At 40.0% G+C, this 22,616-nt stretch carries 25 protein-coding genes; 1 reads left to right on the forward strand and 24 read right to left on the reverse strand.

The window, feature by feature from the left end:
• Positions 1-145: 145 nt before the first annotated feature.
• The 16 genes from asnS to AC0VYO_RS12940 form a co-directional block, all read right to left on the reverse strand.
• Positions 146-1,438, reverse strand: coding sequence for an asparagine--tRNA ligase (gene asnS / locus AC0VYO_RS12865; protein ID WP_194221890.1), 1,293 nt, complete (start codon positions 1,436-1,438; stop codon positions 146-148).
• Positions 1,439-1,584: 146 nt separating this feature from the next.
• The gene (locus AC0VYO_RS12870; RefSeq protein WP_475367671.1) at positions 1,585-2,772 is read right to left on the reverse strand and encodes a pyridoxal phosphate-dependent aminotransferase; all 1,188 of its coding nucleotides are present in this window, start codon (positions 2,770-2,772) and stop codon (positions 1,585-1,587) included.
• 22 nt (positions 2,773-2,794) lie between these two features.
• Entirely contained in the window at positions 2,795-3,292 is a 498-nt protein-coding gene (locus AC0VYO_RS12875; protein ID WP_283154073.1) for a cell wall elongation regulator TseB-like domain-containing protein, read from the reverse strand.
• Between the two features lie 12 nt (positions 3,293-3,304).
• Positions 3,305-3,475 carry a YpmA family protein gene (locus AC0VYO_RS12880; protein WP_098443938.1) on the reverse strand — a complete coding sequence of 57 codons (171 nt, stop codon included), beginning with the start codon at positions 3,473-3,475 and terminating at the stop codon, positions 3,305-3,307.
• A 324-nt stretch (positions 3,476-3,799) separates the two neighbouring features.
• Positions 3,800-4,624, reverse strand: a complete 825-nt coding sequence (locus tag AC0VYO_RS12885) for a ComEC/Rec2 family competence protein (protein ID WP_475367672.1) — start codon at positions 4,622-4,624, stop codon at positions 3,800-3,802.
• A 43-nt stretch (positions 4,625-4,667) separates the two neighbouring features.
• Positions 4,668-7,463 (reverse strand): ATP-dependent DNA helicase DinG, encoded by a 2,796-nt coding sequence (dinG, locus tag AC0VYO_RS12890; protein ID WP_430243044.1) that lies wholly within the window; start codon positions 7,461-7,463, stop codon positions 4,668-4,670.
• A 210-nt stretch (positions 7,464-7,673) separates the two neighbouring features.
• Positions 7,674-8,057: an aspartate 1-decarboxylase gene (panD, locus tag AC0VYO_RS12895; protein WP_430243045.1), complete on the reverse strand. Its 384-nt coding sequence runs from the start codon at positions 8,055-8,057 to the stop codon at positions 7,674-7,676.
• Positions 8,058-8,060: 3 nt separating this feature from the next.
• Entirely contained in the window at positions 8,061-8,924 is an 864-nt protein-coding gene (gene panC, locus AC0VYO_RS12900) for a pantoate--beta-alanine ligase (protein WP_475367673.1), read from the reverse strand.
• Entirely contained in the window at positions 8,921-9,760 is an 840-nt protein-coding gene (gene panB / locus AC0VYO_RS12905; protein ID WP_430243048.1) for a 3-methyl-2-oxobutanoate hydroxymethyltransferase, read from the reverse strand. The genes panC and panB overlap by 4 nt, the downstream gene beginning before the upstream one ends.
• 262 nt (positions 9,761-10,022) lie before the next feature.
• A complete protein-coding gene (locus AC0VYO_RS12910; protein ID WP_283154068.1) occupies positions 10,023-11,000 on the reverse strand; it encodes a biotin--[acetyl-CoA-carboxylase] ligase in 978 nt (325 codons plus the stop codon).
• Complete coding sequence (locus AC0VYO_RS12915; RefSeq protein WP_430243049.1) at positions 10,985-12,172, reverse strand: CCA tRNA nucleotidyltransferase; 1,188 nt, start codon at positions 12,170-12,172, stop codon at positions 10,985-10,987. Before AC0VYO_RS12915 ends, AC0VYO_RS12910 begins: the two co-directional genes overlap by 16 nt.
• Entirely contained in the window at positions 12,169-13,305 is a 1,137-nt protein-coding gene (gene bshA / locus AC0VYO_RS12920) for an N-acetyl-alpha-D-glucosaminyl L-malate synthase BshA (RefSeq protein WP_475367674.1), read from the reverse strand. The genes AC0VYO_RS12915 and bshA overlap by 4 nt, the downstream gene beginning before the upstream one ends.
• A complete protein-coding gene (bshB1, locus tag AC0VYO_RS12925; RefSeq protein ID WP_430243052.1) occupies positions 13,302-14,015 on the reverse strand; it encodes a bacillithiol biosynthesis deacetylase BshB1 in 714 nt (237 codons plus the stop codon). Before bshB1 ends, bshA begins: the two co-directional genes overlap by 4 nt.
• Positions 13,996-14,406, reverse strand: coding sequence for a methylglyoxal synthase (gene mgsA / locus AC0VYO_RS12930; protein ID WP_194221901.1), 411 nt, complete (start codon positions 14,404-14,406; stop codon positions 13,996-13,998). Before mgsA ends, bshB1 begins: the two co-directional genes overlap by 20 nt.
• Positions 14,407-14,417: 11 nt before the next feature.
• The gene (gene dapB / locus AC0VYO_RS12935) at positions 14,418-15,218 is read right to left on the reverse strand and encodes a 4-hydroxy-tetrahydrodipicolinate reductase (RefSeq protein ID WP_475365370.1); all 801 of its coding nucleotides are present in this window, start codon (positions 15,216-15,218) and stop codon (positions 14,418-14,420) included.
• Positions 15,219-15,220: 2 nt separating this feature from the next.
• Positions 15,221-15,559 carry a nucleotide pyrophosphohydrolase gene (locus AC0VYO_RS12940; RefSeq protein ID WP_194221903.1) on the reverse strand — a complete coding sequence of 113 codons (339 nt, stop codon included), beginning with the start codon at positions 15,557-15,559 and terminating at the stop codon, positions 15,221-15,223.
• A gap of 243 nt (positions 15,560-15,802) precedes the next feature.
• On the opposite strand from AC0VYO_RS12940, the gene AC0VYO_RS12945 reads away from it, so the two are divergent.
• On the forward strand, positions 15,803-16,672 hold the full coding sequence (locus tag AC0VYO_RS12945) for a YitT family protein (protein WP_475367490.1): 870 nt from the start codon (positions 15,803-15,805) through the stop codon (positions 16,670-16,672).
• 36 nt (positions 16,673-16,708) lie between these two features.
• Here AC0VYO_RS12945 and AC0VYO_RS12950 read toward each other — a convergent pair whose 3' ends face one another.
• The 8 genes from AC0VYO_RS12950 to AC0VYO_RS12985 form a co-directional block, all read right to left on the reverse strand.
• Positions 16,709-17,386 carry a zinc metallopeptidase gene (locus tag AC0VYO_RS12950; RefSeq protein ID WP_194221905.1) on the reverse strand — a complete coding sequence of 226 codons (678 nt, stop codon included), beginning with the start codon at positions 17,384-17,386 and terminating at the stop codon, positions 16,709-16,711.
• A 114-nt stretch (positions 17,387-17,500) separates the two neighbouring features.
• Positions 17,501-18,262, reverse strand: a complete 762-nt coding sequence (locus tag AC0VYO_RS12955) for a sporulation protein YpjB (RefSeq protein ID WP_430243055.1) — start codon at positions 18,260-18,262, stop codon at positions 17,501-17,503.
• A 59-nt stretch (positions 18,263-18,321) separates the two neighbouring features.
• On the reverse strand, positions 18,322-18,915 hold the full coding sequence (lhaT, locus tag AC0VYO_RS12960; RefSeq protein ID WP_475365373.1) for a lipoprotein heptaprenylglyceryl N-acetyltransferase LhaT: 594 nt from the start codon (positions 18,913-18,915) through the stop codon (positions 18,322-18,324).
• An 89-nt stretch (positions 18,916-19,004) separates the two neighbouring features.
• Positions 19,005-19,772, reverse strand: coding sequence for a menaquinol-cytochrome c reductase cytochrome b/c subunit (locus AC0VYO_RS12965; RefSeq protein ID WP_194221908.1), 768 nt, complete (start codon positions 19,770-19,772; stop codon positions 19,005-19,007).
• 64 nt (positions 19,773-19,836) lie between these two features.
• The gene (gene qcrB / locus AC0VYO_RS12970; RefSeq protein ID WP_194221909.1) at positions 19,837-20,508 is read right to left on the reverse strand and encodes a menaquinol-cytochrome c reductase cytochrome b subunit; all 672 of its coding nucleotides are present in this window, start codon (positions 20,506-20,508) and stop codon (positions 19,837-19,839) included.
• Positions 20,509-20,520: 12 nt separating this feature from the next.
• Positions 20,521-21,018, reverse strand: coding sequence for a ubiquinol-cytochrome c reductase iron-sulfur subunit (locus AC0VYO_RS12975; protein WP_194221910.1), 498 nt, complete (start codon positions 21,016-21,018; stop codon positions 20,521-20,523).
• Positions 21,019-21,151: 133 nt separating this feature from the next.
• Complete coding sequence (locus AC0VYO_RS12980; RefSeq protein WP_430243061.1) at positions 21,152-21,622, reverse strand: YpiF family protein; 471 nt, start codon at positions 21,620-21,622, stop codon at positions 21,152-21,154.
• Positions 21,603-22,439 (reverse strand): GNAT family N-acetyltransferase, encoded by an 837-nt coding sequence (locus tag AC0VYO_RS12985; RefSeq protein ID WP_475365374.1) that lies wholly within the window; start codon positions 22,437-22,439, stop codon positions 21,603-21,605. The genes AC0VYO_RS12980 and AC0VYO_RS12985 overlap by 20 nt, the downstream gene beginning before the upstream one ends.
• Positions 22,440-22,616: the final 177 nt, after the last annotated feature.

The raw sequence follows: 22,616 nt of genomic DNA on the forward strand, positions 1-22,616 counted from the left end.
TATGTACTTTCACGTACATACCATTTTTTCCTCTCATCTTCTAATCTTATCCATCTTCACTTCGTGAAATGCTTTAACCTACGGCTTTTTCATCAGATAAAGACGCTTCTTTCACATTGAAAGAAGCGTCAGCTTTGTTAGTTTATCACGGATATAGTCTATTTAAAAGACGTGGGAACGGAATTGTTTCACGCACATGTTCCACACCAGATAACCATGCCACAGTTCGTTCTAATCCAAGACCAAAACCAGAATGTGGAACAGAACCATAGCGGCGAAGTTCAAGATACCATTTATATGCATCGTCTGTAAGACCATGTTCTTCATATCGCTGCTCCATAAGTGCTAAATCATCAATTCTCTGACTACCTCCAATGATTTCACCATAACCTTCTGGAGCGATTAAATCAGCGCATAGAACAACTTCTTCACGCTCAGGATCAGGCTTCATATAGAACGCCTTAATGTCCTTAGGATAATTAGTAATGAACACTGGTTTCTCAAAGCTTTCAGCGATTGCAGTTTCATGAGGAGCACCGAAATCTTCGCCCCATTCAATATCTGTAAAGCCTTTATCTTTCAATAGCGTAATCGCATCATCATAAGAAATGCGAGGGAATGGCGCTTGAATCGCTTCTAGTTTCGAAACATCACGTTCAAGTGTTTTTAACTCAAGTTGACAATTATCTAATACAGATTTTACAAGGAAGCTAACATACTGCTCTTGAACTTCAAGACTTTCGTCATGATTCATAAATGCCATCTCAGGCTCAATCATCCAAAATTCGATTAAATGACGGCGCGTTTTTGATTTTTCAGCTCGGAATGTTGGACCAAAAGAAAAGACGCGTCCAAAAGCCATAGCTGCTGCTTCCATATAAAGTTGTCCACTCTGTGATAGATAAGCATCTTCTTCAAAATATTTTGTATGGAAAAGATCTGTTGTACCTTCTGCAGAGCTCCCTGTTAGAATAGGCGGATCAATTTTAACGAAGTCATTTTCATTAAAGAATTGATAAGTTGCACGAATAATCTCATTTCGAATGCGAAGAATAGCGTTTTGGCGTCTAGAGCGAATCCAAAGGTGACGATTATCCATTAAGAATTCTGTACCATGCTCTTTTGGCGTAATTGGATAATCCACAGCTTCATGAATTAATTCAATGTTAGTAACAGTTAATTCATATCCTGATTGTGAACGATCATCTTCACGGACAACTCCTGTCACCCATACTGAGGATTCTTGAGTTAAATTCTTAGCAGCTTCCCATGCTTCTTCTGTTACTTCCTTCTTAACCATAACGCCTTGAATGAATCCCGTTCCGTCGCGAAGCTGAAGAAACTGGATCTTTCCGCTTGAACGTTTATTATGTAACCAGGCTCCAATTGTAACGGTTTGTTCAACCTGTTTATTTACGTTAGAAATCGTTGTTTTCACTTCTTATTTCCCTCCAACTAATTAGAAAAAATTGGCGCACATTCTTTATACAATAGGAGAATAGCGCCATGAATTAATTTGTTTAAATAGATGAATCTATTGTTCGGTTCTTATTATACCGATTATTTGGCCATACAACAACTTGCTTAAACTGTCTGTTTCGTTTTAACAAATCGTTCAATTCGATTTATAGCTTCAAGAATCACATCAAGTGATGTTGCATATGAAAGCCTAACATTATCAGGTGAACCAAAGCCGGATCCAGGCACAAGCGCTACTTTCTCTTCTTCAAGAAGGCCTTTTACAAACGCATCAACAGAATCAAAACCTGTCTTCTCTGCCGCTTCTTTAGCATTAGGGAAAAGATAGAATGCTCCTTGTGGCTTCACACATGTAAATCCAGGTATCGCATTTAATTGTTCATAAACGGTGTTTAATCTACCTTCAAATGCTTCTTTCATTTCACTAACAGGCTCCTGTGACCCTTCATATGCTGCTAGAGCTGCATATTGGGAAATGGAAGTTGGATTTGAAGTGGAATGGCTTGCAAGGTTTGTCATTGCTTTAATGATCTCTTTTCTCCCTGCAGCATAACCAATTCTCCAACCTGTCATGGAATGGGATTTGGATACACCATTAATAATAATCGTTTGATCCTTCAATTCAGGTGAAAGCTGTGCGATAGAAGTATGTTCTGCTCCAGCATACACAAGCTTTTCATAAATCTCATCAGAAACAATGAGAATGTCATGCTCTAAACAGAATGCACCTATTTGCTTAAGCTCTTCAGGTGTATAGATCGATCCTGTTGGATTAGAAGGAGAATTAATGATCACAGCTTTTGTATTGGACGTTACCGCTGCTTCAAGTTGAGAAATTGTCACTTTAAATGACTGCTCTTCTTTACCTTCTACATAAACCGGGTTGCCTCCAGCAAGCTTAACTTGTTCAGGATAACTAACCCAGTAAGGTGTAGGAATAATAACCTCATCACCTTCATCTAGTATTACCTGGAACAATGTGTAGAGAGCATGCTTCGCTCCTGTACATACAATAATTTCATCAGCTTTGTACGTTATATTCTGATCTTCTTGGAATTTAGCGATAATGCTTTCTTTTAGAGGAAGAATGCCTCCAGAAGGAGTATATTTTGTTAACCCTTCATCCATTGCTTTCTTCGCTGCTTCAAGAATGTGAGATGGTGTATTAAAATCTGGTTCACCTGCACCTAATGCGATAACGTCATGTCCTTCAGCCTTCAATGCTTTTGCTTTTGCAGTTATTTCAAGTGTAGCAGACGGTGTAAGAGCTGCTACACGTTTAGATAAATTCATTTCTCTTCCTCCCTTAATCACATTAACTTTGTTTTATTGAACGAGATCGCCAATATTCACCATTACTAAAATAATAATATGCAAATGTATAGCGGTTGTCGGTATCAATGAATGTGGCTTCCCATACAAGCACTTGCTTCTCTTCTTGATTGATTTCAATACCTGGTTTAATATTAATGACTTCTTGTGGAGAAAATTCTTCAGAAAGCTTCTTTTTGATGGCTTCTAACGTAACGCCGTCTTCTATTTTCTTTGTGACAAGCGCCCCATCCTTTCGTGGCACGAAAACATAAACCTGATCTCCATCTGCATCGCTACCTTTTAAGACAACATATGCACTATTTGTACCATGATATTGAACCGCTTCATCAACTTTTTCTATCACCGATTCCGATTCAGCTCTCTCAATCGCTTTTTCTTCTAGCCGATCAGGTTGATCGGTTACGGAAGAATAAAATGAAATGCCTTGCCAGATCAAAACTGCTAAAATCACGCCTGCAATTATTCCTATTACTCGCATTCGCTCACCCTATTATGTACGATAGATTGTAAAAATCATCTGGTCCTGATCTTCTTCATCAAGTGCAAGTCCAAACATTAAATCTTTTTCTTTTAAGGTGCGATTTAACGAATCAACAATTTTGTAAATATCGAGGGATTTACTAACCTTCACAGTCGACAATACTTCAATGTTGCTTTCCATTGCTGTCATCTCCCTATAGTATGTGTTTTAAGCTGCCAATCCTTTTATAGAGACGTTTTCTCACTCAGGGATAAATTTACTACTTATAGATGCAAAAAGGTGTGACAAACTATAAGTACCGTCAAAGACGGTGCACTATATCTGCTCCACTTCCAACAGTGCCTGCGCCTTGCGCAGGCTATTTTAGTGGGACGGTTTCATGCGATTCATTGATCCCTCTTGGAGATATGAGACACTTTTTCTATAAGAAAATAGGACGGCTTCTTTTCTATTCCTATTTTTAAATAAGTTACGGGATTTTGCAACAAATACTATGACGAATTTTCATCTAACTTCTTTAGTAGGAAGTGTGATAACGTCATAACGATCATGTTGCATCCTTAGGGTTACGCTTCCGATTCGGTATGGGTAATAGACATCAGTCCAGCTTTCACTTAACCGTTCAAGCACTGATTCACTTACATCAATGTTATTGTGACGAAAAATCACGGCCATTTGTGGATCGATGGCGTTCAATAATTCGGTTGAAGTTCCATTACCTGATCCGAAATTCGCAACTTTCAATACCTCTACTGCTCTCCCGGAAGACGCGATCTCTTCCTCTAGTTCCAGATTCGTTTCTCCCATCAGTAGTAAATCCTGACTTCCTAAGGATAGCACAAATGTTACAGAACCCGCCTTAGATATGTTTATAATTTCGACATCCACGCCATCCATCAGTGTAAGCTTTTGATTTATCTTTAAGTTAGTCTTTTGTAGATGAGTTGGTATCTTCGTAAGAAATGCCTTTTCTGCTTGATCAGATAAAAATACTTCGTCTATATCAAAATATTTGAGCAATGCAGTGAAGTTTCCTGTATAAGCTTCCTCAGCATTCGTAAGCCAAACTTTTCTCAGCTCCTTCACCTGGTACATCTGTAGTCGATTCATTAGCTCTTTTTCGGAAAGGCTACTCCCTGTATTAATCAGAATTGCCTCTCCATCTGATTCTTGTATCAAAACCGCTTCTCCAATTGATAGATCAAGAAAAGTTACGGCTACTTCGTGGTGCTTAAGGTGTAAGTCAACAGATTGGATAGCTGCGTCAGCACCCGGGCAAGCCAAACTAAAAAAAAGGAAGCTCGCACTAAGTAAAAGTAATTTCTTCATCACAAAACCCTCCTGTAGAATTAGTTTGTGATGAAGTGGAGCTTTATAACCAGAGATCTAATTCATTTACTAATTCTTCCGTTGTCCCTTTCATAAGAGGAACGTCAGGGAGTGACTTTACAAATGAACGACCGTATCTTGTAGAAATGATTCTGCGGTCAAATACAAACACAGCTCCTCGATCTCGCTGTGATCGAACAAGCCGACCAAAACCTTGTTTGAATCGAATGATTGCTTCAGGTAGAGAAAGTTCCATAAATGGATTTCCACCTGACTGCTTCAATTGCTCTGATCTAGCCTGAAAAACGGGATTATCTGGTGGTGAAAATGGAAGACGAACAATGATAAGGCAGCTTAAGTCTTCGCCTGGTATATCTACGCCCTCCCAGAAGCTGCTTGTACCAAACAGAATCGCTTCTTCACTTTCCTTGAAATTCTTCGTAAGCCTTACTCTACTTCCACTATCTACGCCCTGACTGATCAAAGTTAACTCATCATGAACAATGAGCTCCTTCATACGGTGGTGAGCTTTTTTGAGCATATCATAAGATGTAAAGAGAACGAGCATTCTCCCTCGAGTGACGCGGGCAATTCGAAGAATCGCTTCTGTAATATGGTCTACAAACTGATTGTCCGATACATCTTTAATCATTGGTAAATCAGTCGGAATCATTAGCCTTGCCTGTTCACTATAATCAAATGGAGAATGATATTGGTGAATAAGTGGCCCAAACTCCTCTAATCCAAGTCTGTTAATAATGAAATCAAACGAATTTCTGACAGTTAGCGTTGCAGAGGTAAGCAAAATACTCTTTTTCTTTCCAAAATAGTCGCTTGATAGTAATGAACCTACCTCAACAGGTCTACTAAACAAAAAGGCTGAATTTAATGAGCCCTTCGGATCAATCTCCACCCACTTCACATCATTTTCGCTTTCGTTTAGTAAGAGGTAATCTACTTTTGAAAGTTCCTCCAAAACAGAAGCATGAATTCCTTTAAAATCAGCTGAAGTGTTCAATTGCTCTCTTGTGAGTTCATCTTCTTTTAAATCAAGTTCTTTTTCTACCTTCTTTAAACCTTTATCCAAATCTTTCAAGTAGAACACTAATCGATGAGCTGCTTCTTGAATAGCTTCCCATGTAGGACCGTTTTCATCAGAAATACGATAGCTTAATCGACCAATTTCATTCGAACGATGAGTGTTTTTCTGAACGTAACGATGAAGCATGCGAAAAAGCTCATCTACATCTCCAAGAATCGTCTTCACATAAGCATCAATTTCCCTTTTGGTTTCATCTATTTCGATTTCAAGGTTTTTGAGGATACTAATTACCTTTCCGTAAATGCCATCACCATCTTTTAATCCCATCCGAACAAACCCTTGTAGGATAGAAAAGTAATCCGTTTTAATACCGAAGAATTCTGTAGCAATATCTTCTAGATGATGGGCTTCATCAATTACTGCCTGTTGATAAGCGGGTAATAATTGATGGTCGTTAATTAAATCACTAAATAATAAAGCGTGATTTGTGATGATTAAATCAGCATTCATCGCAAAGCGCTTTCTTCGATGGTAAAAATCACGGGAGAACCACGGAGAACGGTGGTTTGCAGATACAGCTGCATCGCTTTTCACCTGTTGCCAAAAAAGCTTGCCTCCACTAGAGAGATTTAATTCCTCCACATCCCCATAATCTGTTTCTAACAACCATACGAGAATTTGAGCTTTCGTTAAAATCGTATCATAATTATCTTCTTCTACATGATGAAGCTGCTGTTCAAATCGCGTTAAATCCAAATAATGACTTCTGCCTTTAATAATCGTGGCTCTAAAAGGGAACGGCAAAATATCACGAAGAAACGGTAGGTCTCTTTGTAATAGCTGTTCTTGTAGTTGGATTGTATGCGTACTGACAACAACAGGCTTACCTGTATTTTTGGCATGAACAACCCCAGGTAATAAATACCCTAAAGATTTTCCTATACCCGTCCCAGCTTCAATCAAAATGTGCTGATTTGTTTCAAAAGCTTCTGAAACCTGCTTCATCATGTCACTTTGACCTTCTCGCACTTCAAAACCGGGGATAATCTTAGACATTTTTTCCTCAAATTCATTTTGGGCATCATGGAACGCGATACGCTTCTGAAGTGACTCAACTTCGTCTACTTGCTCTTGTAATTTAATCGCTATATCCCGAAACACTTCAAAATTCCCTTCAGGCTCAATCCGTTTCTGCTTATCTTGAATAAGCTCATGAAGGACTACTTCTATATCACTATAAAGCCGAGTTGAAAGCTCCTCGAGCTGCGTTAACGTTACGAGCGGTAAATCACCCATCTTATCAAATAGATAAAGCAAAAGCTCCGCTGTTACCTCCGCATCACTATCTGCTTGATGCGGATTATCATGCTGGATTTCTAAAAACTCTGCTAGTGAAGATAATTTATAGGCCTCTGCTGTAGGCAAGAGGATTCGTGCAAGTTCTACTGTATCGAGCGTTGGTCCAGTAAAAGCCTCATATCCACTTGAATCAAGCTGTGCATTCATGAAATTAAGATCAAATCGAACATTGTGCGCAACAAAATAAGCACCGTCAAGACGTTTAAGAAGTTCAGGTGCGACTTCTTCAAATAGTGGCGCATCTTTAAGATCTTCATCCGTTATCCCTGTCAGCTGCTGAATAAATAACGGTAGTGGTTTTTCAGGATTAACAAACGAAGCATATCGGTCAACGATCGTGTCATCCTCTACAACAGCAAGTCCAATTTGAATAATGCGATCCCCGTTTTTGGGGGAATTACCAGTTGTTTCAAAATCTATAATTGTATATCGATTCATACGTTTTCACCTCAGTTGCTTAAACCGTTCAAGCGGTCACCTTACTAACTTTATCATTTTTTCTATGGAACGGAAAATAATTTCTTATAACATGAGATAAGAATCCACGAAAATGCGATAGATTCGATTGTGAGGATATGATTTGAAAGGAGTAAAACTAGGATGGCCCTTCAAAAAAAAGCCCTGGACCAAAGTCCAGAGCGTAGGTATTTATAATATAGTCGCCTCAGGCTCTACCCCAATCATATCGATGATCGTATTGTGATCGTCCATAATCGCAACACGAGGCGTAAAGTTTCTGGCTTCTTCTTCACTCATCATCCCATAAGCGACAATGATGACGACATCGCCCTCTTGAACATGACGAGCTGCAGCACCATTCAAACAAACTACACCTGACCCTCTTGCCCCAGGAATAATATACGTTTCCAACCTTGCACCATTATTATTATTAACGATTTGAACTTTCTCATTCGGTAGCATACCAACCGCTTCGATAATATCTTCATCTATTGTGATGCTTCCTACATAGTTCAAATTTGCTTCTGTCACACGTGCTCGATGAATTTTCCCCTTCATCATTGTTAGAAACATGTTCTACACTCCTATCGCTATTTCGCTTTTTAGCGCTACAATATTATCAATTAGCCTTGCAGCAGAGAATTGAACGGCAACCGCTATGATAACGTCTTCTGTTATCACATGTACCTTCTCTAATGCAGGGTAGGCTAACACTTCTACATAATCAATACTTCCAGAAGTTTCGCTTAAGTAAGTTGAAACGATGTCTTTAATTCGTTCCGGATTTATTTCGCCATCACTAAGTGCTTTTGAAGCAGCACTTAAACTTCGTGAAAGTTGAATGGCTTCTTTCCGCTCGGTTGGTGTTAAATACACATTCCTTGAACTTTTGGCAAGCCCATCCTTCTCTCTAATGATAGGACAAGGGATAATCTCAACAGGTACATTAAAGTCATCGACTAGCCCTTTTATCACAGCTACTTGTTGAGCATCCTTCATACCAAAATAAGCTCTATCAGGTAGTGTAATTTGCAACAATTTCAAAACGACTGTAGCTACGCCATCAAAATGACCAGGTCTAGATTCACCACATAATGTATTAACACGTTCTTGAACGGTTAGCTTTGTCGTACGCTCCTTCGGATACATTTCCGTTACATCAGGGTAGAATAAAACATCTACTCCTGCCTGACTTGCTAGTTCTTCATCTCGCTTTAGGTCTCGGGGATAGCGATCAAAGTCTTCATTCGGACCGAATTGAAGTGGATTCACAAACACACTCATGATAACGCAATCATTTTGCTTCACAGCTTCTCCCACAAGGCTCATATGCCCTTCATGAAGATAACCCATGGTTGGTACAAAACCAATCTTCTGTCCTGATCTCATCGCTTGTTTTGAGAATGATTGCATTTCGTTAATAGTCTTTATAATCTTCATAGCCTTGTTCCCCCATACATTCCTGAAAGCTGCTCCTCTTTCATATTAAATGAATGTTTTTGTTCGGGAAAATGACTTCCTTTTACATCAGAAACGTATTGTTCAACAGCTTTATGAATTAAGTTAGACACGTTAACATATTGCTTGACGAACTTAGGTACATGACCAGAACCATATCCGATCAAATCATGATAAACGAGTACCTGGCCATCAGCTTTGACCCCTGCTCCAATCCCTATTACTGGAATAGAAAGCTCGCTAGATACAATTTCAGTCAGCTGTTGCGGCACACATTCAAGTACTAGGGCAAATGCTCCAGCTTCTTCAACAGCTTTCGCTTCTTTTACTAATAATCCGGCACTTTCTGACTCTTTTGCCTGTACTTTATATCCCCCAAGAACACCTACTGATTGCGGAGTTAATCCTAAATGCCCCATCACTGGCACTCCAGCTGAAGTTAACTTTTGAATATGATGGATAACTTCTCCACCACCTTCAAGTTTAACAGCGTGAGCTCCTGCTTCTTGAAGTAATCGACCAGCATGAGAAAGCGTTTCAGAAACGCTGCTATGATAAGTGAGAAACGGTAAATCTGTAACGATAAAAGTATTTGGGGCGCCTCGCTTAACCGCTTTTGTATGAAGGACCATATCATCCATCGTTACTGGAATAGTTGAGTCATAGCCGAGCGCCACCATTCCAAGTGAATCACCGACTAATAACAAATCAATATGAGCTTCTTCTACTAACTTAGCTGAGGGATAATCATATGCCGTAAGCATAGCAATTGGTTCTTGATTTGCTTTCATTTTTCTAAAATCACTCGTTGTTTTCATATCTTTTCCTCCTTTATTCAGAGGAATACCGCACAAAAAAACTCCTGAAATGGAATTGCAGCAGACAGGGGTATCCCATCAGTCTATGACAACATAGACTAGCTGCAACGCTCCATCTTCAGGAGGTTACTGTATCGGTCTCATCCCTCTGTCCCAGTCCATATGGATCAAGGCAGATTATTTTTTTGAAGTTACGATTGGTGCGGCTCCATCCGGATACCACCCTTACATCTGTTAGTATAGCAGAAATCATCAGCTATAGTTAACAAATTTCGATATCTGCTGAATAAATGTAATGCATCTTACCACTTTCATCTTCCAAAAGGAGTACCCCTTCTTCTGTTATTCCTTTCGCAAGACCTTCAATCACACCATTCAGAGTTCTCGCCTTAATTCTTCGACCAAGACTGACGGCATAACTTTCCCAAAGTAGCTTGATCATTCTAAAACCGTTATTTAAGTACTCTTCATAGAGCGTTTCAAGTTCATTTAAGATAGCAGCTAATAACACTGAGCGCTTTATTTCTTTTCCTAATTCAATCCTAAGGGAGGTAGCTGTCGTTAAATCTTCTGGAAAATCTTCTTTTGTGGCATTGACGTTAATACCCATTCCAATAATAATTGATTTAATTTGATCAGCTTCTGCTTGAAGTTCCGTTAGGATTCCAACTACTTTTTTTCCATCTATGAGAATATCATTTGGCCATTTAATTTCTGCTTCAAGCCCTGTTTGTTTACGGATGGCATGGACAACACTAACAGCTGCGATAAGAGTGAATTGAGGGGCCCTTTGAGGCGGTAATTTTGGACGAAGTATAATGCTTGTCCAAATACCACTCCCAGGTGGAGAATGCCACGAACGTCCAAGTCTTCCTTTTCCCGCTGTTTGCTCATCAGCAACAATGATCGTACCGTCTGCTGTCCCTTTATGCGCATAGTCATGCGCAATAAACTGGGTCGATTCGACAGTAGGATAGGTGTAAATGGTTTTGCCAAGAAAATCTGTTGTTAACTTTAAGCTGATTTCTTCTTTACTTAACATATCTGGTCTAGAAACAATTCGATAACCTTTTTTCTGAACAGCCTCAACCTCATATCCGTTTTTACGAAGTTCAGATACATGTTTCCAAATGGCTGTTCTAGATACATTAAGCGTTTCGCTGATCATTTGACCAGAAACATATGATTCTGCATGTTCTTCAAGCATTTGCAGCAGGCGCTGCCTTATTGAGTCTGCCACTGTTCAAGCCACCTTTTAATGCTGAATTTCTCATTCTTTATCTCTTCTGTTATTACAGCATGCTCAATTTGTTTAAGAGCTTCTCCAACCCATGGCCCGGGCTTTGTACCCTTCCATTTAATCAATTCTTCTCCAGTCACAACGAGCATTTCGGCTGATGTTATCACTAGTTCTGAAGCGATTCGATCCACTTCTAAAAGATTTGGTGTGCGCTTTTCAAAAACGGATAAAAGCCGTTCGCATGACCTTACTTCGGGTATAGCTTCGTATATGCGCCACCTGCTCCAGCCCTCTCTTTTAACAAGATCGACATTCCTTAATAGAAATTCGACCTTTTTAACGATCCGATTTGGTAAGCGCCATTCTTTAAGAAATCGAACGGGATCATCTGTAGTCCGCGCAAGAAAAGCCCATCTCTCTTCTTCCGAAGCCAGATAGTGCAGGTACCTTGTCTCTTCAAGCCATTTCTCTAAGTTTTGGAGTCCTGGTAAAATTTGATGCAAACGTGCTTGGACAAGCTGATTGATGGCTGAATGAACAGCCTTTCCGTACAACAATTTGCTTATCTCAATTTGAATTCTTTCAATCGCCACACGCTTAAGGAGAGGCGCGTTCAGTATTAACGCTTCTTCCGTTTCTTTATCCAACGAAAAGTCCAGGACACTTTGAAACCGAAGCGCTCTTACCATACGTAGAGCATCCTCTTGAAAACGCTCAGCGGGATCTCCTACAGTGCGTAAAAGGCGACGCTTCAAATCATCTAGACCATCGTATAAATCAATCACATCCCCCTTTATTGAAAGAGCCATGCTATTTATAGTAAAATCTCGCCGTCCTAGGTCATCTTCAATCGTTCCAAGAAATGATACTGCTGATGGATGTCTAAAATCCCGATAACCTTTTTCAGAGCGGAACGTTGTCACTTCAAAAGATAACTCCTTATAGATGACTGTCACGGTGCCATGATCAATCCCAGTAGGTACAACTTTATTGAATAGCCTCATTACTTCTTCCGGTTTAGCAGACGAAGCAATATCAAAATCAGCAACAGGTATACCTAGTAAAGCATCTCTCACAGCTCCTCCAACAATGTAGGCTTCAAATCCATCTTCAGTTAGGATGTGAAGCACTTCCATACATGTGTTGTAAGCCTCCCCTTTTAGGTCAATCAAGTCAATGCCCCTTGAAGTGTTTTATAATAAATGGCTTCATATTGTTCTAGAATCCGTTGTGAAGCAAATCTCGTTTCAACAGCTTTTACAGCTGCCGTACTCATTCTCTCATGCAGAGCGTCGTCCGATAGCAACTGCTTTGCGTAAGAAGAAATCATATCTATATCACCGACTTCTGCAATAAAACCGTTCACATCATGTTCGATCACTTCTGGGATTCCCCCAATGTTCGTACCAATGGCTGGAACTCCACAAGCCATCGCTTCAAGTGCAACAAGCCCAAAGCTTTCTTTCGAAGAAAGCAATAATTTCAAATCACAAATTGAAAGAATTTCAGCGACATTTTCTTGTTTACCAAGAAATTTCACTTTATCTTTCAAACCAAGTTCATTAACGAGTTTACAGGCAACTTGAATTTCAGGACCGTCTCCTATGAGTAGCAGCTTCGCTGGCATGTCATTTTGAATACGATGGAACACCTTAATGACATCCGGTACACGTTTCACTGCTCTAAAGTTTGAAATATGAACAATCACTTTCTCCTCTTCCGAAATACTGTATGTTTTCCTTAAATCGGCAGGCTCTTTTGGATAATAAATCCTTTCATCAACAAAGTTATACACTGTATCGATCTCTTTATCTGTTTCAAGGAGCCGATGCGTTTGTTCAACGAGATCATCTGACACAGCTGTAACTCGATCAGATTTTTCAATCCCAAATCGAATCAATTGTGTTAAGGAAGGATCATAGCCAAGCACGGTAATATCCGTACCATGGAGCGTTGTCACAATTTTTATGTCTCCTCCCACCATTTCTTTAGCAAGAAAAGCACAGACCGCATGCGGAACAGCATAATGTACATGAAGCAGATCAAGGTTTTCTCTTTGAATAACCTCTGCCATTTTACTTGCAAGGGTTAAATCATACGGAGGATAACGGAAAACCGCGTATTGATTTACTTCAACTTCATGAAAATAAATATTCGGGTGGAACGTATCCAAACGGAAAGGAACGCTACTCGTAATAAAATGGACTTCATGCCCTTTTTCAGCAAGCATTTTACCAAGCTCAGTTGCGATCACTCCAGAACCCCCGACAGTTGGATAACAGGTAATACCAATTTTAAGTGTCATTTGCTTTCTCCTAACGGAAATTCTTCCATACATAACAGATTCTTTGCGATAAACCCTTCCGCATAATCTACTCCAGATTCTTTGCCATATAAGTATTCACGATTGATTACTTTCTCAACGTAGCCATTCGTTAGTGGAGTTGAGACGCTTCCGTTACTTAGAACGAATTGACTTTCATAGGCTTCTAGAGACTGTTTCTTTGCTTCTATTTGATGTGAAATATTAATTGTAAACTGAGGGCGGTGAAATCCATTAATAAAATAATAATAGACCTGACTTACTTTATGAGCAGATCCTAATTCAGGATTGTATTTTCGGATTCCAGCTGAAAAAACCGCTTCTTCAACTAAACGAGCAGCATGCCCATGATCAGGATGGCGGTCTTCTGGATATGGAACAAAAATAGCCTTAGGTTTTGTGCGGCGTATTAATTTAACAAGGGAAGAAACTTTATCATCAGAGATCGTCAATCCACGGTCAGGAAACTTCATATTCACCCTCGTTTTAACAGATAAGATTTCTGCCGCATTCCTTGCTTCATGGTGCCGTATAAACACGGTCCCATTAGATGATAGGTCTGCCTCGGTTAAATCACAAATCCCCGTCTGTTTACCTTCGTCGGCAAGTTTCTTTAATGTTCCAGCCATTCCAATCTCAACGTCATCAGCATGAGCTCCGAACGCAAGTATATCAAGTGTTATTTCTTCCATGTACAATTTCTCTCCAATCCAATTCTCCCCTAGCAAGGGCATGTACAAGAATCTCTGCACTGCCCATATTTGTTGCTAGCGGGATATCGTATACATCACAAAGCCTAATAAGAGCAGTTATATCAGGCTCATGAGGCTGTGCTGTGAGGGGATCTCGAAAGAAAATCACTGCATCCATATCGTTTTCTGCAATCATAGCGCCAATCTGCTGATCTCCACCAAGAGGTCCTGATTGATACCGGTGCACGTCTAATCCCGTTTCATCAATAATTCGCTTACCAGTTGTACCAGTTGCAAAAAGTTCGTGTGGATCTAGAATCATTTTATACGCAAGAGTAAAACGAACAAGATCATCCTTTTTCTTATCGTGCGCGATTAAAGCGATTTTCATAAGGTCATCCCCTACTCCATAATATTTTCAAGACCATAGACAAGCTGATCAATTTTCAAAACCGTTTCAACAGCTAACTGCACACCTGGCATAAAGGAAGCTCGATTCATTGAGTCATGACGAATTTTCAACGTTTGTCCTTCTCCACCAAATAAAACTTCCTGATGAGCAACAAGTCCCGGTAAGCGTACGCTATGAATTCTCATTCCTTCATAATCTGCACCACGCGCACCTTCTAAATCCTCACGCTCATCTTCATGCCCCTGTTTCTTTGCGTCTCTTACTTCTGAGATCATTTTCGCTGTTTTGACAGCAGTTCCTGATGGAGCATCAAGCTTACGATCATGGTGTTGCTCGATAATCTCAACGTCATCAAAATATTTAGCTGCCATAGAAGCAAACTTCATCATAAGAACTGCACCGATAGCGAAGTTTGGAGCAATAATGGCTCCTAATTCTTTTTGTTCAGCTATTTTGGATAATTCTTCAACATCATCATTAGAAAAACCTGTTGTCCCAATGACAGGACGGACGCCATGATTAAAAGCAATCTCCATATGTTTTTTTCCATATTCAGGCGTTGTTAGATCAATTAATACATCACATTCTACTTCTGACAAGCACTTGTCAAGATCCGTATACACAGGAGCATCTAGCGACGGAAGTCCTTCGATATCCGCTACCGTTTGCCCTGTTTGTTTGCTGTCAATAACTGCAGTAAGAGTAAAATGACCTGTACGATCTACCAACTTCACTGCTTCGCTCCCCATGTTTCCTCTTGGTCCTGCGATTACGATTTTCACTTCTTGCATGCCTATTCACTCTCCTCTTCAATTCTCGTCCATCGATCTTTGTCTCTCGTGTTAAATTTAGTCATCACTTTTCCAAATGCTTCATCAAGATCTATATCTAACGAATTTGCAAAGCAGGTTAGTACAAAGAGGAGATCTCCCATTTCATTTTCAATGGTACGCTCTTCCTCTGTATTTTTTTTCGGTTTTTCACCATGGTAATGATTAATTTCACGTGCAAGCTCACCAAGTTCTTCGGTCATTCTTGCTAGCATCGCAAGGGGAGTAAAATACCCCTCTTTAAACTGACTTATGTATTGATCTACCTCTTTTTGCATCTCACTAATCGATCTATTAGCCATCTGTCAAACCACCTTTCACATCATTTCTTATGTTAGCTAAAAGATAGGCATTTGACAAATGTTTCACAAGTTTTTTCTTTATCAAATCTTCACCTCGTCAGATCTTTAACACCAAATTCGTAAAATCTAACAACATATTCTTATCAAACCTAAAGTGAGTATAACAGATTCAAATTGCTGTCTGCTCAGTATTTGATTATAATGAATTCTGTTGGCTCTACTGGAGGGATAGGAGTGGTTATTATGGAAGGCATACGTGGAAAAAATGTATTGTTCATCTTACTTGGGTCTGCAATCTTTGCATTTGGCCTTGTGCATTTCAATATGGAAAATAATTTAGCGGAAGGTGGCTTTACTGGCATTACCCTTTTGCTATACTTTCTATTTCAAATTGATCCTGCGATTAGTAATCTAGTTCTTAACATTCCATTATTTCTAGTTGGATGGAAGTTGCTTGGTCGAAAGGCATTTATTTATACGATTATTGGAACCGTTTCCTTATCTGTGTTTCTATGGATTTTTCAGCGATATTCCGCTCTATCCATCCCACTTCAAGACGATTTAACTCTTGCAGCATTGTTTGCAGGAGTGTTTGTAGGGGTTGGTCTTGGCATTATCTTTCGTTATGGAGGAACAACCGGTGGGGTGGACATCATCGCGCAGCTCGGTTCTAAATACATTGGCTGGAGCATGGGTAGAACGATGTTTATTTTCGACTTTTGCGTTATAGCTTTATCACTTGTTTATTTAAACTATAAAGAAGCGATGTATACATTATTAGCGGTATTTGTAGCTGCTAGAGTCATTGACTTTATCCAACAAGGGGCATATTCTGCGAAAGCGACCATGATCATATCTGAGAATAATAAAGAAATCGCTGACAATATTATGAAGCAGATGGATCGGGGAGCGACCGTATTGAATGGAAAAGGCAGCTTTTCCGGTCTTCAAAAAGAAGTTCTTTATTGCGTTGTTGCTCGAAATGAAATTGTACGTTTGAAAAATATCATTCGACAGGTTGATCCACATGCTTTTGTAGCCGTTAACGATGTTCAAGATGTTTTAGGTGAAGGCTTCACCCTAGATGAAAACAAAAATCCCATCGACCAATAAAAAAATCTCGCCCCATAAAGGGCGAGATTTTTTTATTTAATCTTCGTTCATTCCTATAAAGATGAACACAAAGCGGAGTAATTCTAATAGAGCAACTACTGCTGCTGCAACATATGTTAAAGCCGCTGCATTCAATACTTTTTTCGTTTCTCTTTCTTCATCATTTCGAATAACGCCTGTTGATACAACTTGTTCCATTGCTCGATTTGAAGCATTAAATTCAACTGGAAGTGTTACCAATTGGAACAACACAGCTGCACTCATAAAGACGATCCCAAGTAAAATAAAGTTTTGCGATGCCATCAAAATACCAGCGAGAATGATGAAATAGCTAAAGTTTGAACCAAGATTCGCCACAGGAACAAGCGTATGACGGAAACGAAGCGGTGCATAGTTCTGCTCATCTTGAATCGCGTGTCCTACCTCGTGTGCAGCGATCGCTGCTCCCGCCACTGATTGACCATGAAAATTACCTGATGATAGTCTTACTGTTTTTGAGCGAGGATCATAATGATCCGAAAGGTGCCCGCGCACTTCTTCAACCCCTACAGAATATAACCCATTTTCATCGAGAATTTTTCTTGCCACTTGAGCACCAGTCATCCCAGACGAGTTTGGAACTTTTGAGTATTTTTTGTATGCGCTCTTCACTCTACTCTGAGCCCAGAGTGGAATGATCAACAAAAGCGCAAAATAGACTAGAAAACCAGCCATTTCCATTCCTCCATCATATGTGTAATTGCTTTCTAAACTGTTATTAACGTCAATTTTAGTCAAATCCCACTAGAAAGTCAATCACACTGTTTCAGGTTCACAAGATCTTCAAATTTAATCGGCTTGTTTCCTTTTTAAGCCTTCTTTTTCGCCTCTGTATTTTCGATAGGTCACATAAATCAGTGTCGCGATGATAATACCTCCAATTGAAACAATTAACCATAAAAGGGAAGATTCCTCAGATGAAGAAGGATGGTAAGCTTGTTTGAAATCATCTTTCATGGTTTGCAATTGACCCGATAATTCTGAATTACGATCAGACCCATATCGCTCAATAAATGCAATATGCGAATCAAGTCGTTGCTGAGTTTCAGGCGAGAGATCAATTGCCATCGCTGGGCGTATTACACTGTACGTTCCAATAAAACGATCCTTACTCGCATTGTAGACGTCTACGTCTCCGTGTTCAATAGCGGTGGACATTTCGGTAATAAGCGGGAGAATTTGGTCATCCGTCTGTTTCCACATTGGCTGATCTTCAGCTACTAGCGCATCAACAGCCAGACGAAATTCCGTTAAGGACTGAATTCTTTGATCAACTGCTTTATCCATAGCTGTCACTGCCTTTAGTGCACGGTCATGTGTATTGAGGATCACTCTTAATTCAGTAGTCGAAAGTTCACTAGACTGATCACCTGGAAAAGCATTAGAAAATTCATCAAGCATCGTTTTAGCACGGTCAAACTTCTCTTGTTTGCCAAATTCCAACGCATTTGCTGCTATATCATTCCAGACTTGTTTCGTATCTGTTTCCGAAGCATGTACATTGACGGGAAGCGTCAAAAGCAACACTACAAGGAGCCATCGTCTACCCATTCCCTGTCCCTCCTTCTTCCTACTTCAATGTATGAAGAAATGGACAAGAGTAGACCATCTTAGATAGAAAGCTGATAGCGTCCTTTTCGAACAGATAAGAAATAGACAAGAGCTAGAGAAAAGATCGACAGCCAGAATGTAAAATATCCAATAAGCGGTGTATACTCACTTAATATTGAATAACTTGGCATTTGACCGAAAACATAATCGATCACATCATTATGTAATGTCCATATCGCCACTAGCACGAGATGCCACAACTTAATTCTGTAGAAAGGAGTAAAAAGCAATCCTTCTATCGCCATTCCAAGATGAGATAAGATGAGCATAATTGCGATAGGAGATAGCTGTCCTGTCACAACCATCACTAGAGCATTCATAATGACCGCCCAAATCCCATACTTGAATAAAGTCACGGCAGCTAGACTTTCCATCAGTGGCCAATTTTTACCGAAGAGAAAGGCCAGTAAAACAAAACAGAAAAACAGACTCGCTGTAGGACTATCCGGAACAAATAGTAAAAAGATAGGCTTTGTTTCTGCTAACTGCCATCCATACCAGTAATAGCCGTATATGGTACCCGGAATGTTAATGATCAACAGAAGTAAAAGAAAAGGTCTTGATTTTAGCAGGTATAAAAATTGAGAAATCATAGGCATCTCCTTTTCAATATCTTTCATCGATTGAAGTGCATAAGCAATTTAAATGAGAAAAAGCTGACTGTAACAGTCAGCTTTTCATCTTATTTATTTGCTTCTGCCGTTTCGACAATAAATTCAGCTAGCTTCTCACGTTCTTCATCAGAACCTTTAAAAGCATTCGCTGGCATTCCGCCGATCCCGTTCACAGCAATGTCCATAATCGACTCTTTGGTTTGCTGTGTTTCAAGAAGAGATGGACCTGAACCACCTTGAAGGCTGTCCCCATGACAACCAATACAGGATTGTCCAGAATAAATGGCGTAACCTTCTGATTCTTTGTCAACTTCAGCTTCAACAATTTCCCCTTGCTTTGCTGCTTTTTCCCAGTCATGAGTTACAACTGATTCCCACGTCAAGTATACCGTTGAAATAAGACCAAGTAACATAAGCGCTGTCGCAACAGGACGCTTAGCTGGTCTTCTTTCTGGACCGCGGTCAAGCCATGGAGCAAGAAGAAGTGCACCAAATGCAAGGCCTGGCATAACAACTGTACCTACAAGCGTATAGTCACCGGCGGCAAATTTGTACTTCAAGAGCTGGTATAAGAAGAGAAAGTACCAGTCAGGAAGCGGCGTATAGGTCGCATCTGTCGGATCCGCTACACGCTCGAGTGGAGATGGATGGGCAATTGTTAGTGCTAGATACCCAACTAGAAATACAGCACCTACCATCCACTCTTTTAATAAGAAGTTCGGCCAAAACGCTTCTGTTTTGCCGGGGTACTCTGAATAATCTTTTGGAATGTTAGGCTTTCTCTGCGCAGGAATACGCGAATCGCCAACAAACTTCATTCCTTTTCCGCGATGCATCTGTCCCCCTCCTTCGTATAAAAAATTGTGTCGAAATGATCATTATAAGTTCTGAGATTACATCTTATAGCGGGCCAGAAATACCCTGTTTACGAATCATGATAAAGTGAGCACCTAGCAATCCAAGAAGTGCAGCTGGCAAGAAGAATACATGAATCGCAAAGAAACGAGCGAGCGTTTGAGCTCCGATAATTTCTCCACCTGCAAGAAGAGTTTTTGCCCATTCTCCAACCACTGGTATAGTCACTGCAATTTCAAGACCAACCTTCGTTGCGAATAGCGCTTTCATATCCCATGGTAAAAGATATCCTGTAAACCCTAGACCAAGCATAACGAAGAAAATCAATACACCTACAACCCAGTTTAATTCACGAGGTTTTTTGTAAGAGCCGGTAAAGAACACGCGAAGGGTATGTAGAAACATCATAACGATAACGAGACTGGCTCCCCAATGGTGCATTCCTCTTACAATTTGTCCGAATGCTACTTCGTTTTGAAGATAGTAGACAGACTCCCAGGCATTCACAATGTCAGGTACATAATACATCGTAAGGAACATCCCGGATAGAATTTGAATAACGGTAATAAAAAACGTTAAACCGCCGAAACAATAAACAAACGCCGAAAAGTGATGAGCAGGGTTAACGTGCTCTGGCACTTCGTGATCTGCAATATCGCGCCACATTGGCGTAATATCTAAGCGTTCATCTACCCAATCATAGATTTTATTTAACATAGATTACGCCCCCTAACGTGGTTCAGGTTTTCCGAGGTAAAGTTTTCCATCTTCAACTTTCTTGTTGTAAACATCAAGCGGCGCAAGAGGTGGTGTTCCTTTTACATTCACACCATCTTTTGTGTAACGGCCACCGTGGCACGGACAATAAAACTGATCTGGATATGCTGCGTTTGAAGCCCAGTCCACCGTACACCCTAAGTGTTTACAAACAGGTGAAAGTGCGACGATTTCGTCTTTTTCATCTTTGTAAACCCATGCGGATTGAGTGACCTCAGATTCATACCAACCGTCTACCTGGTCAATTTTGAATTCTTTACGAACAGGTTTGTTCGTAATCTCACTTGTGTCCATTACAGGAACAAAATCCTGCTTGGCACCTTCTTTTAATAATGGATCAATTGCAAAACGAACCATCGGCATTAGCATTCCTGCTGCCATAAAACCGCCGACACCAGTCAGGCTGTAGTTTAGAAATTGGCGTCTTGTTACTTCCTTCTTCTTCGCCATTGGTTTCCCCCCTATCCTATGAAGTCAGTCCAGCCGGACATAAATAGTACATACATATAACTAGGACATTCCTATGATAGCGTAGTCACTCTTGCTCTGTCAATATTCGGATTGGTCTTTAGCATGCCACAAACTAACTATTTATATTACTTTGCCACGTATTTGTTACAAATTGTAAAACTTGTTTCACTTGCGCTGATACCGTTTCCATTTTATATTGTTCATCCATATGCTCTAGAGGGATCGCTGGCATCCATAGCATAGCACTATCTAACTGATCTTCAAGTTGCTTCCATTCAACATCGGCTGTTAGGGTAACAATGTGCTTAATTCCACCTTCGAATAACTCTTGTTCTACTTTTTTTAGACGTTCTACTTTTGATAATGATTCCTCAGAAGTCAAATAAGTAAAGGAAGGTAATAATAATAGACGCCCTTTTAACTGTCTTTCAAGCTCACTTGCTATTATGTTTATATATTCTCCCATCGATACAGTTGTTTTTATGCTACTCGTCATCGATATCGGGACAAGCGGAAGCACAGCAGTATCTACATATTCTTTTTCTTTTTCAAATAGAGCGATATCAGCTTCTGTCCATTTCATTTTGATAACTCCTTTTCTGTCCATATAAGTGCCAAATGGTTTGGTGGGACTTCATTTCTAGCCACTTCGCTTCTTTCATTGGTAAATCAATCCAAATCGTTCTCGCTTCCTCGCTTGCACAGTTGCTTGCAATCTCCCACATTTCTTTACTATAAAGGACCGTTTCATTAAATACTTTCACATGCAAATAAGAAGCTCCCTTCTCCTCCTTCGTCATCATAAAGCTTCCATATTCATTTAGAAAGATCTCAGTGCTATCAATGTAAGAAGACGATAGAGAAGGAACGAAGGGAAGTGGATAATAGATTGAATACGGGAAAAAAGAATGACTATTATTTCCCCATTCTTTTTCTATTAGACCTTTCTTTTCTGTTCCGGTCACTTTTTGAAAAGGTGACGTCACGATGTCACCAGAAACAGAATGAGGACTTATACGCGATGAGACTATAACTGCCTCAAGGTTCATATGTAAGTGAGGTGCTAAGCGATTACCTGCTATATTATACTCTTCTGTCGCATACCCGATCCATTTCACATTTGAATTGTTATGTGCTTCTTTACGTAGGAAGTTCATTAATGCTGAAGCAACACCTTTACCACGATAGTCAATATGAGTTCGCAATCTACCTAGAACGGCAGCTTCATCTTCATAGAGCGTCATCCCCGCTATGCCGATTAATTTCCCTGCTTCAAAATAGCCGACCATCTTCTCTTCTTTAATCAACCTTTTAATAATCCGGACGACATAGTCATCTTCAATTCCAGTCGGCATTTCTTCTACAAGAGCGATATCATTCCACTCTAAACTTCGGATCAACACGTCTTCTCCTCTCTTGACTGTGAGTCGGTTAACTCAAAACGAATTCGACTAGCGACATTCATTTCTTTCTTAGTATACCATCTGTAAGATCATCGATGAAGGGGTATTCTCGAACGCACGTTCCAAGTATATGCTCATAACGATAGCCACCAAAATAAAAAAACCCTTGAAAAA

Source organism: Anaerobacillus sp. 63XJN7_4_ISO-PGPR-S23-413, assembly GCF_056173725.1.

What these genes read in the sequence shown, in the direction of transcription:
- AC0VYO_RS12940 (WP_194221903.1), bottom strand. Translation starts at nt 15,559, where the DNA reads ATGGCTAATAGATCGATTAGTGAGATGCAAAAAGAGGTAGATCAATAC.
- AC0VYO_RS12965 (WP_194221908.1), bottom strand. Translation starts at nt 19,772, where the DNA reads ATGCATCGCGGAAAAGGAATGAAGTTTGTTGGCGATTCGCGTATTCCT.
- mgsA (WP_194221901.1), bottom strand. Translation starts at nt 14,406, where the DNA reads ATGAAAATCGCTTTAATCGCGCACGATAAGAAAAAGGATGATCTTGTT.
- dinG (WP_430243044.1), bottom strand. Translation starts at nt 7,463, where the DNA reads ATGAATCGATATACAATTATAGATTTTGAAACAACTGGTAATTCCCCC.
- panC (WP_475367673.1), bottom strand. Translation starts at nt 8,924, where the DNA reads ATGAAGATTATAAAGACTATTAACGAAATGCAATCATTCTCAAAACAA.
- dapB (WP_475365370.1), bottom strand. Translation starts at nt 15,218, where the DNA reads ATGCAAGAAGTGAAAATCGTAATCGCAGGACCAAGAGGAAACATGGGG.
- AC0VYO_RS12975 (WP_194221910.1), bottom strand. Translation starts at nt 21,018, where the DNA reads ATGGCGAAGAAGAAGGAAGTAACAAGACGCCAATTTCTAAACTACAGC.
- panB (WP_430243048.1), bottom strand. Translation starts at nt 9,760, where the DNA reads ATGAAAACAACGAGTGATTTTAGAAAAATGAAAGCAAATCAAGAACCA.
- AC0VYO_RS12885 (WP_475367672.1), bottom strand. Translation starts at nt 4,624, where the DNA reads ATGAAGAAATTACTTTTACTTAGTGCGAGCTTCCTTTTTTTTAGTTTG.
- bshA (WP_475367674.1), bottom strand. Translation starts at nt 13,305, where the DNA reads ATGACACTTAAAATTGGTATTACCTGTTATCCAACTGTCGGGGGTTCT.
- AC0VYO_RS12955 (WP_430243055.1), bottom strand. Translation starts at nt 18,262, where the DNA reads ATGGGTAGACGATGGCTCCTTGTAGTGTTGCTTTTGACGCTTCCCGTC.
- qcrB (WP_194221909.1), bottom strand. Translation starts at nt 20,508, where the DNA reads ATGTTAAATAAAATCTATGATTGGGTAGATGAACGCTTAGATATTACG.
- AC0VYO_RS12880 (WP_098443938.1), bottom strand. Translation starts at nt 3,475, where the DNA reads ATGGAAAGCAACATTGAAGTATTGTCGACTGTGAAGGTTAGTAAATCC.
- panD (WP_430243045.1), bottom strand. Translation starts at nt 8,057, where the DNA reads ATGTTTCTAACAATGATGAAGGGGAAAATTCATCGAGCACGTGTGACA.
- AC0VYO_RS12870 (WP_475367671.1), bottom strand. Translation starts at nt 2,772, where the DNA reads ATGAATTTATCTAAACGTGTAGCAGCTCTTACACCGTCTGCTACACTT.
- lhaT (WP_475365373.1), bottom strand. Translation starts at nt 18,915, where the DNA reads ATGATTTCTCAATTTTTATACCTGCTAAAATCAAGACCTTTTCTTTTA.
- AC0VYO_RS12875 (WP_283154073.1), bottom strand. Translation starts at nt 3,292, where the DNA reads ATGCGAGTAATAGGAATAATTGCAGGCGTGATTTTAGCAGTTTTGATC.
- AC0VYO_RS12980 (WP_430243061.1), bottom strand. Translation starts at nt 21,622, where the DNA reads ATGAAATGGACAGAAGCTGATATCGCTCTATTTGAAAAAGAAAAAGAA.
- bshB1 (WP_430243052.1), bottom strand. Translation starts at nt 14,015, where the DNA reads ATGGAAGAAATAACACTTGATATACTTGCGTTCGGAGCTCATGCTGAT.
- AC0VYO_RS12950 (WP_194221905.1), bottom strand. Translation starts at nt 17,386, where the DNA reads ATGGCTGGTTTTCTAGTCTATTTTGCGCTTTTGTTGATCATTCCACTC.
- AC0VYO_RS12945 (WP_475367490.1), top strand. Translation starts at nt 15,803, where the DNA reads ATGGAAGGCATACGTGGAAAAAATGTATTGTTCATCTTACTTGGGTCT.